Source organism: Halomarina oriensis, assembly GCF_009791395.1.
Taxonomy (GTDB): domain Archaea; phylum Halobacteriota; class Halobacteria; order Halobacteriales; family Haloarculaceae; genus Halomarina; species Halomarina oriensis.
Genome location: NZ_WSZK01000015.1, coordinates 311,991 through 325,936, shown reverse-complemented (window position 1 = coordinate 325,936; position 13,946 = coordinate 311,991). Strand labels below are relative to the sequence as shown.

The following is a 13,946-nucleotide window of genomic DNA, read 5'->3' as shown; positions in this document are numbered from 1 at the left end:
GCGGGTCGACTACACCACGAACGTCTCGTCGGCCTCGGTGGGGAACTCGTGGGGCTCGACGCTCGTCTCTCGGTCGACCAGACACGACTCGATGTGCTCTCGGATGGCCGCCTCGTCCATCCCCTTCCCGATGAAGACGAGTTCGACCCGTCGGTCGCCCACCTCGTCGTCCCAGTCGAGGTCCGGGTGCATCCGGCGTTGCATCTCCTGACGCGACGGCTCCAGTCCCGCTATCCACTGCCCGTGGACCTCCACCCGTCGGGAGGGGCCGGCCTGTTCGACGTGGTAGGAGCGGTCGGCCTCGCCCGCCAGCCAGACGATGCCTTTCGAGCGAATCACGCCGTCGGGGAACTCGCGCAGGAAGGCGGCGAACGCCTCGGGGTCGAGCGGTCGGCGTGCCCGGACGACGAACGACTCGACGCCGTACTCGGTCGCGGGGTCGTGGTGGTGGTCGCCGTCACCCTCGGCGTGTTCGACGGCGTGTGTCCAGGCGTCCGTCTCGCTGACGGTGTCGAGGTCGAACCGGCCCGAGTCGAGCAGTTCGGCGGGGTCGACCTGCCCGTGTTCGGCCCGGACGAGGTGCGCTCGGGGGTTGAGCGAGGCGACGAGGTCCGCGACGGCGTCGACCTCGTCCGCGCCCGCGAGGTCACACTTGTTCAACAGGACGACGTCGGCCGTCTCGACCTGTGCGACGAGCAACTCGCCGAGCGGGCGGGTCTCCGATTCGCGGTCGACCCGGCCCGGTCGGTCGCGGGCGACGGCGTCGGCCTCGACCGTCTCGCTCCCTTCGACCGTCTCGCGGAACGTCGAGGTGTCGACGACGGTGACGAGCGTGTCCAACTCGTAGGGGGCGCTCGCCGCGCCCGTGGTGAACAGCGAGGCGACGGGTGCGGGTTCCGAGATGCCCGAGGACTCGACGACGAGGTGGTCGAACTCGCGTTCGCGGGCCAGTCTGCTGACCTCCACCTCCAGGTCGTCGCGCAGGTCACAGCAGATACAGCCGTTCGACAGTTCGGTGACGTTGCCGTCGCGGTTGGCGACGAGTTCGGCGTCGATGTTGACCTCGCCCATGTCGTTGACGAGCACCGCGAGGCGGCGGTCGGCGTTCGTCAGAAGGTGGTCGAGCGTCGTCGTCTTCCCCGCCCCGAGCGCTCCGCTGAGTACCGTCACCGGCGTTCCCCCGCTCTGGCTCATGGGCCGTGTGTCGAACGCGGGCGACTTAGGTCCGTCGCGGGTCGGCGTCGTGACGAGCAGAAAGCACTTGTTCCGGTTCGTGAACGTATCGGTATGAGTCCCTCCCGCCGCTCGCTCCTCCGGTCGCTCGCGTCTGTCGGTGCGCTCGGTTCGCTGGCCGGGTGTACCGGCGTCCTGTCGGGCGACACCGTGACACCCGCCGTCAGCATCGACGACCACCACGCGCTGACGACGCTCCACTACGTCCACAACGTCGACGACGCGGCCGTCGCCGCGAGCCCCGACCACCAGTTCCTCTTTCTGACCGTCTCCGGCCCCACGAGCGCCGTCCAGTCGCCGAGTGCGTTCACCGTCACCCTCGACGGCGAGCGATACCGTGGCCTGACCCGCATCGGTCGTGCCTCGACGACCCGGCAGACGCCGGGGTTCCCCGACTGGTTCGTCGCCGAGGGGACGACCAGTCGAACCCTCGCGTTCCGGGTTCCGCGAACGGTCGGGTCCGCCGACGCGACGCTCCGACACGAGAGTGGCGGGTCGGTGCCGGTGTCGCCTGCCGCCGTCGAGACGCTCCGGTCGCCCGCCCGGTTCACAGTCGAGTCGCTCTCGGTGCCCGAGCGAGTCACCGCTCGCGAACGGGTTCCGGTTCGTGCCACCGTCTCGAACCGTGGTGGCCGAGCGGAGCGACTCCACGCGACGCTCGACACGGGGATGTTCTCCCCGTCGCTGGCGGCGACTGCGTCGGCCGTCGCTCCCGGCGAGTCGGCCACCGTCGAGGACGAGATGGGGTTCTACGCCGGTGAGGAGGAGACGACCGACGTGTGTACGTTCGACGTCGGGACGGAGCGTGCGACCCGCGAGGTCCGGGTCGACCCCAGCGACACGACGGCGACGCCGACCACCTGACAGTCGTCCAACCGCCTCACGCAACCCCGACACGCTTTTGAGCGGTGGTTGTCACCTCTCACCATGGACCTCTGGGAGCGTATCGCGGCCTTCCGCGAACGCGTCGCGGACATCGCTCGCGGCCTCTACCACGGCCTCGTCTCGCACCCGGCGTACGAACTCGTCGAGAAGGAGGCCGAAGACCAGGAGGACGCCTTCCTGCTGGCGTGTTTCCCCGACGCGTTCGGCATCCCCTCACCCGTCTCCTACTACACCGCCGAACTCCTGCCGTACCTCGGCGACGAGTTCGACCAGTGGGAGCGACGGATGTGGGACCGTGACTCGATGCTCGAACGCAAGGGCCAGCAGTACCACTTTTGAGTCGAATGCAACGGTTCGTCTTCTTCGGCGGGAAGGGCGGCGTCGGCAAGACGACCATCTCCTCGGCGTACGCCCACAAGTGCGCGACGGCGGGACTGGACACGCTGCTGGTCTCGACGGACCCGGCGCACTCGACGGCGGACGTCTTCGACCAGCGGTTCGACGACGACCCACAGCGGGTCGACGGCTACGACTCGCTGTGGGTGATGGAGATCGACCCCGAACGGGAGGTCTCCGAGCACCTGATGGAGGTCAAGCGAGCGCTGGGCGACCAGGTGTCGCCGAGTATCGTCAACGAGATCGACCGGCAGGTCGAACTCGCCCACCAGACGCCCGGTGCCCACGAGGCGGCGCTGTTCGACCGGTTCATCGAGGTGATGCGCGACTCCGAGGAGTACGACCGCGTCGTCTTCGACACCTCACCCACGGGCGGGACGCTGCGTCTGCTCTCGCTCCCGCAGTACCTCGAAGGCTGGATCGACCGCCTGCTCAGCAAGCGCGAGAAGAGCGTGGACCTCTACGAGAAAGCCGCCATCGGGGACATGGAACCCCGACGCTCGGCGGTCGGCGACCCCATCATCGCCCGTCTCCGCGAACGGAAGGAGAACTTCGAGTTCGCGGGTGAAACGCTCCGCGAGCGGTCGCAGTTCTTCCTCGTGCTCAACCCGGACGAACTCTCCCTGCGCGAGACCGAACGGGCCATCGAGAGCTACGACGAACGCGACCTGCCGGTCGGCGGACTGGTGATGAACCGCCTGACGCCCGAACCGGACCCCGAGGAGGACGGCCGCGGTGCGCGGTTTCTCCGCCAGCGCGTCGAGACGGAGCGAGAGCACCTCCAGCGGGTCGAACGCGAGTTCACACCGCCGCTGGTGGCTGCCATCGAGACACGAATCGCCGAAGTTCGTGGCGAGTTGTTGGCCGAAGTCGCCGAAGAACTCGACGTCTCGATTTAAATAAAGCTCCGTAGTTCCGTATGGTCGAAACCCGGCGGTAACCGTGTCACTACACCGAGTAAACGGCGTTCCCGTTGTTACCAATGGTAACGTTTATTGGTGGGTTGTTCATGGGTAACAACGAACCATGGTACAAATTGCCGTGTTGGTGGTGCTCTCACTGGTCACGTTCACCGTAGGGTACCTCGGATACTCCCGGTATCTGGCTCAGTTCGTCGAGCTAGACGACGACCGGGAGACACCAGCGCACAAGTACGAAGACGGGCAGGAGTACGTCCCGTCACAACGGTCGGTGCTGTTGGGGCATCACTATTCGAGCATCGCCGGGGGGGCACCCATCGTGGGGCCCATCACCGCGGGCGCGGCCTTCGGGTGGCTGCCGGCCATCCTCTGGATCGCCATCGGGAACCCGCTGTTCGGCGCGGTCCACGACTTCATGTCGCTGTCGGCCAGCGTCCGCCACGAGGGCAAGTCCATCGGCTACATCATCGGTGAGTACGTCGGCGAGCGGGGGAAGGACATGCTGCTGTGGTTCGCCTTCCTCACCATCATCCTCGTCATCGCCGTCTTCGCGCTGGTCGTCGGCGTCGTCTTCAACGCCTACCCGTCGGCCGCGACGGCGAGCCTCATCTACATCGCGCTGGCGCTGGTGTTCGGGGTCTACCTCTACCAGTTGAACCTCCCGTTCGCCATCGGGGCCGTCGTCTTCGTCGGCCTCGTCTTCGCCGGCGTCTACGTCGGGACGCTGTTCCCCATCGCGCTGGTCGACACCGGCAGTCTCCCCGAGGGGACCATCACCCTCCTCGGGTCCGCCGACGCGTGGAGTTGGCTCCCGCTCGCGGGCGCGTTCGGCGCGAACACCGCCGCGTGGGTGCCCGTCGTCGTCGTCTACGGCTTCGTCGCCAGCGTCCTGCCGGTGTGGGTGCTGCTCCAGCCGCGTGACTTCCTCACGTCGAGTCTGCTCTACACCGGCGTCGGCGCGATGCTGCTGGGCGCACTCGTCGCGCTCGTCGTCGGCTTCACGCCCATCGACGTCACCGTCGCCGGGGAGACGGCGACCGTCTCGGAACTCTCGACGCAGTACCCGGCGTTCCTCGGGTTCACGAGTCCGCTCGGACCCATCTTCCCGTTCCTGTTCGTCACCATCGCGTGCGGGACCATCAGCGGGTTCCACTCGCTGGTGTCCTCGGGGACGACGGCCAAGCAGCTGAACAAGGAGAGCGACGCCCGTTCCATCGGCTACGGCGCGATGCTCGGTGAGGGCCTGCTCGCCACCACCGCGGTCGGCGCGTTCGCCATCATCGGGTTCACCGACTTCTCCGCGGGCGTCGTCGGCGCGCTCAACAACTTCCCGGCCGGCGGTGCGGCGATGATTTCCGGACTCGGCATCCCCCTCGGTTCGACGACGCTCGCCGCGTTCGTCGGTCTCGTCTTCGTCAGCTTCCTGCTGACGAGCACCGACACGGCCGTCCGCCTCGGTCGCTACATGATGGACGAGATCGTCGGCGTCCCCGAGACGTCGACCCAGCGCTTCGCCACGAACCGCTACGCCTCCTCGGGCCTGCTGCTCTGTCTGCCCGCGTACCTGCTGGTCGGTAGCGGGACGTGGTCGAGCCTCTGGCCGCTGTTCGGCGGCGCGAACCAGACGCTCGCCGCACTCGCCCTGCTCGCCGCCACACTCTGGCTGGCCAACTGGGACGACTCCAAACAGCTCCTCTCGACGGGCCTGCCGATGGCGCTGATGCTCGTCGTCACGCTGACGGCGCTGCTCTGGATCGGCATCCTGCGTGCCCCGGCCGCCGCCCTCGACGCGCTCGCGGCGGGGGAGACGGCCGTCCTCATCTCCTCGGTCATGCAGAGTCTCATCGCGCTGACGCTGGCCGGCCTCGCCATCGCCATCGCGTGGATGGGCTATCAGAACATCAGCCGGGTCAGAGACAGCTACACCGGCACGGCACCGAGCGACGACTAACCACCTTCTATCCACGAGTGGGGCGGCAGGGCCGCCCCACAGGGTAACTGCTGGAGCAAAAGGATTCTTCGTTCTCTTCGGTGCTCTCGCACCTCCGTCCACTCGTCACCCCGCTCGCTCACGGTACAACCGATAACCTACTGCCCAGCTACCGCAACTGCCTGCCACCCCACCGCCTCAGAACAGGCCCTTCAGCCGGCCGAGGAGGCCGCTCGACTCCTGCCCGGTGTTCCACAGGCGGAACGCGTCGGCGATGGGGGATCCGGAGTCGACGACCCGCTGGTCGTCGGGAACGACGACGACGAGGTCGACCTCGTAGTGGCCGTGGTAGCCGTACTTCAGCATCGTCCGGTCGTCGTGGCTCCGGACGCGGGCGGCCACGTCGTCCGTGAGCTCCTCGGCGAGGACGACGAAGACGAACTCCGTCGCGTAGTGCTCCTCGTCGTGGTCGATGTCGGCGGCGAGTTCGTGACCCACCTCGACCAGCGAGTCGAGGTCCGCGACGGTCGGACGCGGGAGACGGTCGACGTAGAGGTGCTCGTAACTGAACTGGTGACCGAAGGAGATGGCTGGGTGGAAGAACTGCTTGTGACTGTCCATCTCCAGGCGGCCGTACAGGGCAAATCGCCGTCCCGCGACGCGTTCGTCACGCTGCAGGTCGTAGTTGAACTGGAGGCTGTCGGCGACCCGGTCGAGGAACTCGTCGTCCCACTCCGGGCGCGTCTCGCCGGTCTCGGTTGTGTCGTCCTCGACTCGGTCGTCGGTGGCTGACTCGTCCGGTCGGTCCGCGCCCGTCTCGCGGTCCCCACCGCTGGCCTCGGCGGTCATCTGCTCGTGTTCATGGTATCGACTCGCAAAGCGTTTGCGCACTCGTCTCGCGGGACACGGCGACTCACGAGAACGCTTAACAGGCTCCCGGTCGAACGCGGAGTCATGAGCGAGGACCAGGGAGACGCCGAGAAGTGCGGCCGGTGTGCGATGACCTCGGTCACGGGGACGTTCGAGCGGAGCGAGGACCCGTTCGCCGAGGGGAGCATCGAACTCGACGACCGGTCGCTCCGGCGGGTGTCGCCGTCGGCGTGGCTCTCGGGCGTTCGTGACCGTCTCGACGCGGCGGCGACCCGGTTCGTCCACGGACGCTGACCGGTCGAACGAACCGACGGACGATTACCGTAGCCGGAGAGGTTTTTGCCACGCGCCCACCTACCAGCAGTAGCGCATGGAAGAGACCGTCTCCGGATTCAGCGTCAGCGGGTCGTGGGGCGACGTCGTCGAACACGGCGAGCGCATCACACGCGCCCTCCACGACAGCCGGGATGAAGCGGGCGGCATCGACGCCGAGGCATTCGAGGAGTGGGACGAGTGGCGACCGAAGAGCCACGAGCGGATGGACACCCTCAACGAGAAGACGGCAGAACAGGCCGCCGTCGGGGAGGGCCCCGGCGAACAGGCCGGCAAGAGTCCCGACGAGGACCTGAAGACCGCCGGGGAGAAGCTCTCCGAGTCCTACGAGAAACTGGAGGAGGACACCGGCGAGGCCGTCGACAAGTGGGGGGAGTCCATCGACTACGTCGCCCGTGCGGCGGACTCCGCGGGCCGGCGTGCCCTCCGGAAGGTCGAGGGAGCGGTCTACCGGAACGTCATGACCCAGATGTCGCCGTACTACTTCGACAACGACCTCGTGAGCGCGAACCTCCAGCGCGCCGAGCGTAACAACCCCGAGTACCGACTCGAAGTCAACGTCAACGACGACGACCTGAAGATTCGCGTCTCGAACCGCCTCGCGGACTACGAACGGAGCGTCGAGCGCTGGCACATCGACACCGAGAAGGACACCGAGATTCTGGAGGCGGTCGAAGGCGGCGACGGCGTCGACGTCCCCGAGGACAACGACGACGCCCGCCCGACCGCGAACTGACCGTTCGACGCCCCCGCGATTCTCCCGACGCCCCCCGACGACTCCCGGTCGGAGAGCGTACCGACCGTCCCGAGAGAGCGTGAATCGAGCGACAGAAGGCTACAGCTTCTTGTGTGGCTCCGTCCAAGAGCCAAGAGAGAATGGTCGCGCTCGCGCTGGTCGCCACGTTGGTCGTCGCCGCACTCGCCAGTCTGTTCATGGCGTGGGCCATCGGTGCGGGGTCGTCGGGGTCGACCCCGTTCGCCCCCGCAGTGGGTGCCAACGCCATCTCGGTGATGCGAGCGGGCTTCTACGTCGGCCTGCTGGGGCTGCTCGGTGCGCTGTTACAGGGTGCGAACGTCACCGAGGCGGTCGGCCGCGAACTCATCGGCGGCGTGACGCTCTCGCCGCTGGCGGCCGTCGTCGCCCTCCTGCTCGCCGCCGCACTCGTCGCCATCGGGGTGTTCGCGGGCTACCCCATCGCCACCGCGTTCACCGTCACCGGTGCCGTCGTGGGCGTCGGCCTGGCGATGGGCGGCGACCCCGCGTGGGCGAAGTACCGAGAGATCTCGACGCTCTGGGTGCTCGTCCCGTTCGTCGGCGGCGGGACGGCGTACGCGACCGCTCGCCTGCTCCGGAGCGACCGCGTCCCCGAACGGGCCGTCCTGCTCGCCCTCGCGGCGCTCGTCGGCGTCATCCTCGCCAACGTCGACTTCGCGTTGCTCGGGCCGGCCGGTCAGCCGTCGAGCGTCGTCGACGCCCTCTACATCCGCTCGGACGGTCCCAGTCGGACGCCGTTCCTGGTCGGCGTCTCGGCCGTCTTCGGTCTCGTCGCCGCCGGGTTGCTCGCGTGGGACCTCCGGGAGGGACCGGTCGCCGCCCAGCGCCACTTCCTGCTCGTCCTCGGCGGCCTCGTCGCGTTCTCGGCCGGTGGGAGTCAGGTCGGCCTCGCGCTCGGTCCGTTGCTCCCGTTGCTCGACGACCTCGCCACTCAGATACCGCTGTGGGTGGTGCTGTTCGGCGGCGGCGTCGGCCTGCTCGCCGGGTCGTGGACGGGCGCACCACGGATGATAAAGACGCTCGCACAGGACTACTCCTCGCTCGGGCCACGGCGCTCCATCGCGGCACTCATCCCGTCGTTCGCCATCGCGCAGTCCGCCGTCTTCCTCGGCGTCCCCGTCTCGTTCAACGAGATCATCGTCTCCGCCATCATCGGCAGCGGCTACGCGGCCGGCGGGTCGGGCGTCAGCGCCGAGAAGATGCTCAAGACGGTCGGCGCGTGGGTGCTCTCGCTGGCGCTCGCACTCGGACTGGGCTACGGTATCTACACCGCCGTCTCGCTGGCCCTCGGCATCGTGTGAGCGACGCAGCGTGGGCCGGCGGCGGTCGGCCCCGAGAGTGCCGTGAGAGTGCTATGAGAGAACCGTGAGACGTGAGAGCCGCGAACTGTCGAGGGGTTCAGTCGTCGTTCTGCGCCCCGGCTTCCGTCTCGCCCTCGACGACGCCCTCGGTCGTGAGACGGGCCTTCATGATGCGGGTGTTGTCGACCTGTTCGACGCGGATGACGACGCCGTCGTAGGTGATCTCCTCGCCTTCCTCGACCAGTCGGCCCGCGCGGTTGAAGATGAACCCGGCGATGGTCTCGAACTCCTCGCCCTCGGGGAGGTCGATGTCGAGCGCCTCGTTGACCTCGTCGATGTTGACCTCGCCGCGGACGATGACGGTCTCCTCGTCGACGAAGTCGATGGGTTCGTCCTCTCCACCCTCCAGAATCTCGCCGACGATCTCCTCGGTGAGGTCCTCCATCGTGACGAGGCCCTCCGTGGTCCCGAACTCGTCGATGACGATGACGAGGTGGACGCGGTTGTCCCGCATCTCCCGGAGGAGTTCGTCGACGTTCTTCGACTCGGGGACGTGGAGCGTCGGTTCGACGAGGTCGTCGAGTTCGAGTTCCTCGTGCTCGCCGTAGTTCAGGTCACGAACCAGGTCGCGGATGTGGACCGTTCCGATGACGTTGTCGAGGCTCCCCTCGTAGATGGGCAGACGGGCGTGCCCCGACTCGATGCACTGGCTGATGGCGTCGTCGATGGTCGAGTCCTTGTCGATGGCGGTCATGTCGAGACGCGGCGTCATCACCTCCTTGGCGATGGTGTCGTTGAACCGGAGGGTACGCTGGAGCATCTCGCGTTCCTCCTCGTCGAGGACGCCCTCGCGTTCGCCCGTCTCGATGATGTCCTGTATCTCCTGTCGGGTGACGTAGGACGTCTCGATGGCACTCTGGCCACCGGTGACGCGGTTGACCGTCCGCGTGAGGAAGTCGAAGGTGATGACGAGTGGGAGCAGGACGTACTCGGCGAGTTTCAGCGGCCGCGAGACGCGCATCGCCCAGCTCTCGGTGTTCTCGATGGCGTAGGACTTCGGTGCGCTCTCGCCGAACAGCAGGACGAGCGCGGTGATACCGAACGTCGAGATGGCGACGCCCCTCGCCCCGTCGAACCCGTAGAACGCCAGCAGTCCCGTCGTGATGGAGGACATGGCGATGTTGACGAGGTTGTTCCCCACGAGGATGGTGACGAGCAGGCGATGAGGGTCCTCCTTGAGGCTCTTGAGGGTCAGTCCGGCCGACGATCCGGACTCTGCCAGTTTCTCGACGCGATGAGAGGCCAGCGAGAACATGGCTATCTCCGAGGAGGAGAAGAACCCCGACAGCGCGATGAGGACGGTGATGATGCCGACCCCGAGCGCCGCGAACATCGTCGGGGTGAGTTCGAAACCGAGGATGTCGACGTTGCTGGCCTGAGCGGCCACCGTGATGAGGTCGGGTGGGATACCTAGCGAACCGGGCGAGGTGGAAGAGAGCACTGTCGAAAGACTATGGCCCATTAACGCGGAGATTTCCGTGGGAGGGAGATTAAACGTTGTCATGGAACCCCACGGTCGGTGGCTCACGGCCCGTCGCCACCCGTACACGAGGGCGACACGCTTAGGGGTGTCTCGGCCGTCCGTCGAGGTATGAGTGACCCGGCGATCACGCTCTACCGGTTGCAGGCGTGCCCGTTCTGTGAACGCGTCGTCCGCGTGCTCCAGGACAACGACATCCCGTACCGCTCGCGGTTCGTCGAACCGATGCACGCCGACCGCAACGTCGTCAAACGCATCTCCGGGAAACGGACCGTCCCGGCCATCGTCGACGAGAACACCGGCGTCACGATGTCCGAGAGCGCCAACATCGTCGACTACCTCGAAGCGACCTACGTCGAGGGCGACGGGGTGAGCGCGTAGATGGTCGACTTCGACGTCGTCGACCTCCCCGACGTCGACCACCCCGAGGTGGGCGACACCGTCCCCGACTTCACCCGCCCGCTCGTCGACGAGGAGTTCTGGGAGAACGTCGCGCTCTCGGACCTCTACGCGGACGGCCCCGTCCTGCTCGTCTTCCACCCGATGGACGGTGCGTTCCCGGCGACGTACATCTGGAACGAGATTCGTGACCGCGAGTGGCAAGAGCGTCTGGAGGTGGTCGGCGTCTCCGTCTCCTCGCCGTACGAGCACAAGACGCTCATCGAGGAGCGCGGTATCGACTCGCGGCTCTACTCGGACCCCGGTGCGGGCGTCGCCGAGCAGTTCGGCATCGACTGGGAACTCGACGGGATGGAAGGCGTCCGCGAGCCTTGGCCCGCCGTCTTCCTCGTCGACACCGAGGGGACGATTCGGTACGCGTGGGTCGCCAGCGAGTGGCCCGACTTCCCCGAGTACGACGAGGTCGAAACCGCCATCGCGGACCACGTCTGAACCGACGCATGGCCGACGACTCGTCCGACTCGCTGCCCGTCTCGGCGTCCGCACTCGACAGCGCGGCCGCCGCGATTCGCCGCGGCGAGTGTGTCGTCTACCCCACCGAGACGGTGTACGGTCTCGGCGCGGACGCCGTCGACTCGGCTGCCGTCGAGCGCGTCTTCGCGGTGAAGGGCCGCTCGCGCGACAAGCCCGTCTCGCTGGCGGTCGACGCCGTCGACGCGCTCGACGACTACGTCCGACTCTCCGAGCGCGAACGGGCGTTCGCCGAGGCGTTCCTGCCCGGTCCCGTCACGCTCGTCGCCGAGCGCCGCGAGGGCGTCCCGGACGTGCTGACGGCCGGCCGTGACCGCGTCGGGGTGCGGGTCCCGGACCACCCCGTCGCGCTGGCGCTCCTCGACCGCGTGGAGACGGCCGTCACCGCGACTAGCGCCAACCGCTCGGGGACCGGGAGCGCCCGGACGGTCGACGAACTCGCGGCGAGCATCCACGAGGCGTGTCTCGTCCTCGACGCCGGTGAGACACCCGGCGGCGGGTCCACCGTCGTCGACGTCGCCGCGGAGACGGTCCACCGCCGTGGCGAGGACGCCGACGCCGTCGAGCGCTGGCTGGCCGAACACTGACTCCGGCGCGTCCGACTCACCCCAGCCCGAGCATCGAACGCAGCGACCGCGTCTTCACGCCACACTTCCCCCGGTACTCGCAGGACTCGCACTTCGAGCGGTTCCGGGTCCGGGCGGGTGGCCCGTCGATGCTCGCGGCCGTCCGTAGCGCTCGCCGGAACGCACCCGTCCGTCTCGCGGTCAGTTCGAGTTCCCGAATCACGCCGTGGGTCGCGTACTCGACGTACGCTCGCTCGACGGTCTCCTGCCGGTCCCACTCCAGTGCACGGGCCAGCGCGACCGCTCGGACGGTGTGTGGCTCCCAGACGCCCGTCTCGGGTGGGTCGCCGGCGACGACGAGCGACGGTGCGAGCGGTTCCTCCAGCACCTTGTGGGCGATTCCTCGCACACGTCGTCCTTCGACGAACACGTCCCGGTCGCTCGGGTCCGAGAGCGCCTCGAACGCCGTCGGACCGACCCGTGCACGAGATTGCCCGAGGTTCGAGCGATACCCGGTCGGTGACACCTCGATGGGTTCGTCACTCAGGTCCGCCTCGGGGGCCAGCAGTTCGTCGTACCTGAAGGGGAGTTCGTGGCGCTCGTCGCGTTCGCCGTAGGGGTCGTCGTCGCGTCGCTGGTAGTAGAGCTTCCGCGGGCAGTAGGCGGCCACCGCGAGGTCCGAGACGGCGTGCATGGCGATGGCTGGTCGCGCGTTCGTACTTGAACTCGGGGTGGTGCGGTGCAGTCGCGGTCGCGTAGCGGTGGCGGCCCTCGGTCGTGCCGCGAGCGAGTCGCGGAGCGACGAGCGAGCGGGGTGACGAGCGGACGGAGCACCGCGGAGTCCGCGAGGAATCCTTTTGTTCGAGCTTTTACACTGCCGGGTCGCGGAGCGACCCGGCGCGTGCATAAAAGGTCGACTAGAAGGAGACGTCCGTCTCCATCCCCTCGGTCGCCTCCTCCAGGCCGTCGTCGTTGACCGTCTCGGTGTGGTCCTGCAGGTCGGCGTCGGTCAGCAGTTCGGCGAACTCGTCGGCGAAGCGGTCGTTGACGCTGCGTTTCTCGTTCTGGGTGTCGACGACGGCGTTGTAGGTGTGGAGCGTCCCGACGTCGGTGTCGAGTTCGGCGGCGAGGTCCTCGTCGGTCCGGTCGTGCTCGTCGTTGCGCAGTTCGCGGAGTCGGGAGAGCTCGAAGGGGCCCTCTGTCTCCTCCTCACGCAGCAGGTGCAGGTCGTGGCGGGCGGTGACGACGGTCTCCTCGTCGACGTCGATTCGTTCGGCGATGGTGCCGTCGTCCTCGTCGTCGTGGTAGCCCCGTGCGACCTCGCGGAGGGTCCCCGTCGAGAGGTCGGTGTCGAAGTCGAACTGCTCGCGCATCCGGGCGACGACGTCGTCGATGCGCTCGTCGATGCGCTCGTCGTCCTCTGTGAGCGAGCCACGCGCGTCCTCCTGGCGCTCGGTGACCGTCTCCCCGTCGGTCACGTCGATGAAGATGTCGCGTAGCTCCGCGGTCTTCTCGTCCATCAGTGGTGAAAACGAAACGAGTCTTACGTATTTCAATCTACCCCCTGAATAGTTCGTACTCTCACCCGTATTCGACCGACGTTCGTCCGGTCGGCAGGCGACGGTGTCCGACGCGTCGTCAACCGAAGGGTACTCACTGGTTGACGACGCACGCCGACCATGAGCACACAGGAGCAGTCGGTCGACCTCGTGGACGCGGCGACGGCGCTCGCCCTCGCGCGGGTGGCGCTGTTCGCCGCGCTGGCCGGTGCGTTCGCGTTCGTCTCGTTCGAGTACCCGCTGTCGCCCGCACCGGTGACGCTCCAGGTCCTCGCGGTGTTCCTCGCGGGCCTCTTCCTCGGGCCGGTCTGGGGGTCGGTGTCGATGGCCGTCTACCTCGTCGCCGGTGCGGTCGGACTGCCGGTGTTCGCGGGAGCGACGGCCGGTGTCGGCGTCCTGTTCGGCCCGACGGGCGGCTACCTGCTGTCGTATCCGCTCGCGGCGGGCGTCATCGGCCACCTCGCACACGGCGGGCCGTCGCTCCGCTCGCTGGATGACGTCGGCCTCCCGCGACTCGTCGGGTCGCTGGTCGCCGGCGTCGTCGTCATCTACACCGTCGGCACGCTCGGGTTGGTCTACTTCGGCGGCCTCGGCCTCGAAGCGGCTATCGTCGGCGGGACGCTCGTCTTCCTCCCTGCCGAGGCGCTGAAACTGGTCGCGGCGGTGGGCATCGCCCGGAGCGACGACGTCGCCCTCGACTGAACGGGT

Annotated in this window: 16 protein-coding genes; 11 read left to right on the top strand and 5 right to left on the bottom strand. The window is 67.8% G+C overall.

The genetic code is table 11. The annotated features are described in order from the left end of the window. Positions 1-9: 9 nt before the first annotated feature. Positions 10-1,194: a CobW family GTP-binding protein gene (locus GQS65_RS08205; RefSeq protein WP_158204148.1), complete on the bottom strand. Its 1,185-nt coding sequence runs from the start codon at positions 1,192-1,194 to the stop codon at positions 10-12. Between the two features lie 93 nt (positions 1,195-1,287). On the opposite strand from GQS65_RS08205, the gene GQS65_RS08200 reads away from it, so the two are divergent. The 4 genes from GQS65_RS08200 to GQS65_RS08185 all read left to right on the top strand — a co-directional run bounded on the left by GQS65_RS08200 (position 1,288) and on the right by GQS65_RS08185 (position 5,385). Beyond that, on the top strand, positions 1,288-2,097 hold the full coding sequence (locus tag GQS65_RS08200; protein ID WP_158204147.1) for a hypothetical protein: 810 nt from the start codon (positions 1,288-1,290) through the stop codon (positions 2,095-2,097). 63 nt (positions 2,098-2,160) lie between these two features. Further along, positions 2,161-2,457, top strand: a complete 297-nt coding sequence (locus GQS65_RS08195; protein WP_158204146.1) for a hypothetical protein — start codon at positions 2,161-2,163, stop codon at positions 2,455-2,457. A gap of 5 nt (positions 2,458-2,462) precedes the next feature. Continuing rightward, on the top strand, positions 2,463-3,413 hold the full coding sequence (locus tag GQS65_RS08190) for an ArsA family ATPase (RefSeq protein ID WP_158204145.1): 951 nt from the start codon (positions 2,463-2,465) through the stop codon (positions 3,411-3,413). Positions 3,414-3,540: 127 nt separating this feature from the next. Continuing rightward, positions 3,541-5,385: a carbon starvation CstA family protein gene (locus tag GQS65_RS08185; RefSeq protein WP_158204144.1), complete on the top strand. Its 1,845-nt coding sequence runs from the start codon at positions 3,541-3,543 to the stop codon at positions 5,383-5,385. A 177-nt stretch (positions 5,386-5,562) separates the two neighbouring features. Here GQS65_RS08185 and GQS65_RS08180 read toward each other — a convergent pair whose 3' ends face one another. Then, positions 5,563-6,213 (bottom strand): hypothetical protein, encoded by a 651-nt coding sequence (locus GQS65_RS08180; RefSeq protein WP_199268424.1) that lies wholly within the window; start codon positions 6,211-6,213, stop codon positions 5,563-5,565. Positions 6,214-6,318: 105 nt separating this feature from the next. Here GQS65_RS08180 and GQS65_RS08175 point away from each other — a divergent pair, with 105 nt between their 5' ends. From GQS65_RS08175 to GQS65_RS08165, 3 genes are all read left to right on the top strand, one after another. Beyond that, positions 6,319-6,528, top strand: a complete 210-nt coding sequence (locus GQS65_RS08175; RefSeq protein ID WP_158204143.1) for a hypothetical protein — start codon at positions 6,319-6,321, stop codon at positions 6,526-6,528. A gap of 76 nt (positions 6,529-6,604) precedes the next feature. Then, positions 6,605-7,303: a DUF5828 family protein gene (locus GQS65_RS08170; protein ID WP_158204142.1), complete on the top strand. Its 699-nt coding sequence runs from the start codon at positions 6,605-6,607 to the stop codon at positions 7,301-7,303. Positions 7,304-7,443: 140 nt separating this feature from the next. Then, positions 7,444-8,643: an inorganic phosphate transporter gene (locus tag GQS65_RS08165; RefSeq protein WP_158204141.1), complete on the top strand. Its 1,200-nt coding sequence runs from the start codon at positions 7,444-7,446 to the stop codon at positions 8,641-8,643. Between the two features lie 97 nt (positions 8,644-8,740). Here the strand turns inward: GQS65_RS08165 and GQS65_RS08160 are convergent, their stop codons facing one another. Then, a complete protein-coding gene (locus GQS65_RS08160; protein WP_233265088.1) occupies positions 8,741-10,036 on the bottom strand; it encodes a hemolysin family protein in 1,296 nt (431 codons plus the stop codon). A gap of 258 nt (positions 10,037-10,294) precedes the next feature. On the opposite strand from GQS65_RS08160, the gene GQS65_RS08155 reads away from it, so the two are divergent. Genes GQS65_RS08155 through GQS65_RS08145 form a run of 3 tightly spaced genes read left to right on the top strand, consistent with a single transcriptional unit; the run spans position 10,295 to position 11,700 of the window. Next, entirely contained in the window at positions 10,295-10,564 is a 270-nt protein-coding gene (locus GQS65_RS08155; RefSeq protein WP_158204139.1) for a glutathione S-transferase N-terminal domain-containing protein, read from the top strand. Then, positions 10,565-11,074, top strand: coding sequence for a redoxin domain-containing protein (locus tag GQS65_RS08150; protein ID WP_158204138.1), 510 nt, complete (start codon positions 10,565-10,567; stop codon positions 11,072-11,074). A gap of 8 nt (positions 11,075-11,082) precedes the next feature. Next, on the top strand, positions 11,083-11,700 hold the full coding sequence (locus tag GQS65_RS08145; protein WP_158204137.1) for an L-threonylcarbamoyladenylate synthase: 618 nt from the start codon (positions 11,083-11,085) through the stop codon (positions 11,698-11,700). 16 nt (positions 11,701-11,716) lie between these two features. On the opposite strand, the gene GQS65_RS08140 is transcribed toward GQS65_RS08145, so the two are convergent. Together GQS65_RS08140 and GQS65_RS08135 are read right to left on the bottom strand one after the other, a co-directional pair. Next, a complete protein-coding gene (locus GQS65_RS08140; protein WP_158204136.1) occupies positions 11,717-12,373 on the bottom strand; it encodes a CRISPR-associated protein Cas4 in 657 nt (218 codons plus the stop codon). A 223-nt stretch (positions 12,374-12,596) separates the two neighbouring features. Further along, positions 12,597-13,199, bottom strand: coding sequence for a hypothetical protein (locus GQS65_RS08135; RefSeq protein WP_158204135.1), 603 nt, complete (start codon positions 13,197-13,199; stop codon positions 12,597-12,599). Between the two features lie 159 nt (positions 13,200-13,358). Here GQS65_RS08135 and GQS65_RS08130 point away from each other — a divergent pair, with 159 nt between their 5' ends. After that, complete coding sequence (locus GQS65_RS08130; protein ID WP_158204134.1) at positions 13,359-13,940, top strand: biotin transporter BioY; 582 nt, start codon at positions 13,359-13,361, stop codon at positions 13,938-13,940. Positions 13,941-13,946: the final 6 nt, after the last annotated feature.

What these genes read in the sequence shown, in the direction of transcription:
- GQS65_RS08205 (WP_158204148.1), bottom strand. Translation starts at nt 1,194, where the DNA reads ATGAGCCAGAGCGGGGGAACGCCGGTGACGGTACTCAGCGGAGCGCTC.
- GQS65_RS08200 (WP_158204147.1), top strand. Translation starts at nt 1,288, where the DNA reads ATGAGTCCCTCCCGCCGCTCGCTCCTCCGGTCGCTCGCGTCTGTCGGT.
- GQS65_RS08195 (WP_158204146.1), top strand. Translation starts at nt 2,161, where the DNA reads ATGGACCTCTGGGAGCGTATCGCGGCCTTCCGCGAACGCGTCGCGGAC.
- GQS65_RS08190 (WP_158204145.1), top strand. Translation starts at nt 2,463, where the DNA reads ATGCAACGGTTCGTCTTCTTCGGCGGGAAGGGCGGCGTCGGCAAGACG.
- GQS65_RS08185 (WP_158204144.1), top strand. Translation starts at nt 3,541, where the DNA reads ATGGTACAAATTGCCGTGTTGGTGGTGCTCTCACTGGTCACGTTCACC.
- GQS65_RS08180 (WP_199268424.1), bottom strand. Translation starts at nt 6,213, where the DNA reads ATGACCGCCGAGGCCAGCGGTGGGGACCGCGAGACGGGCGCGGACCGA.
- GQS65_RS08175 (WP_158204143.1), top strand. Translation starts at nt 6,319, where the DNA reads ATGAGCGAGGACCAGGGAGACGCCGAGAAGTGCGGCCGGTGTGCGATG.
- GQS65_RS08170 (WP_158204142.1), top strand. Translation starts at nt 6,605, where the DNA reads ATGGAAGAGACCGTCTCCGGATTCAGCGTCAGCGGGTCGTGGGGCGAC.
- GQS65_RS08165 (WP_158204141.1), top strand. Translation starts at nt 7,444, where the DNA reads ATGGTCGCGCTCGCGCTGGTCGCCACGTTGGTCGTCGCCGCACTCGCC.
- GQS65_RS08160 (WP_233265088.1), bottom strand. Translation starts at nt 10,036, where the DNA reads ATGTTCGCGGCGCTCGGGGTCGGCATCATCACCGTCCTCATCGCGCTG.
- GQS65_RS08155 (WP_158204139.1), top strand. Translation starts at nt 10,295, where the DNA reads ATGAGTGACCCGGCGATCACGCTCTACCGGTTGCAGGCGTGCCCGTTC.
- GQS65_RS08150 (WP_158204138.1), top strand. Translation starts at nt 10,565, where the DNA reads ATGGTCGACTTCGACGTCGTCGACCTCCCCGACGTCGACCACCCCGAG.
- GQS65_RS08145 (WP_158204137.1), top strand. Translation starts at nt 11,083, where the DNA reads ATGGCCGACGACTCGTCCGACTCGCTGCCCGTCTCGGCGTCCGCACTC.
- GQS65_RS08140 (WP_158204136.1), bottom strand. Translation starts at nt 12,373, where the DNA reads ATGCACGCCGTCTCGGACCTCGCGGTGGCCGCCTACTGCCCGCGGAAG.
- GQS65_RS08135 (WP_158204135.1), bottom strand. Translation starts at nt 13,199, where the DNA reads ATGGACGAGAAGACCGCGGAGCTACGCGACATCTTCATCGACGTGACC.
- GQS65_RS08130 (WP_158204134.1), top strand. Translation starts at nt 13,359, where the DNA reads ATGAGCACACAGGAGCAGTCGGTCGACCTCGTGGACGCGGCGACGGCG.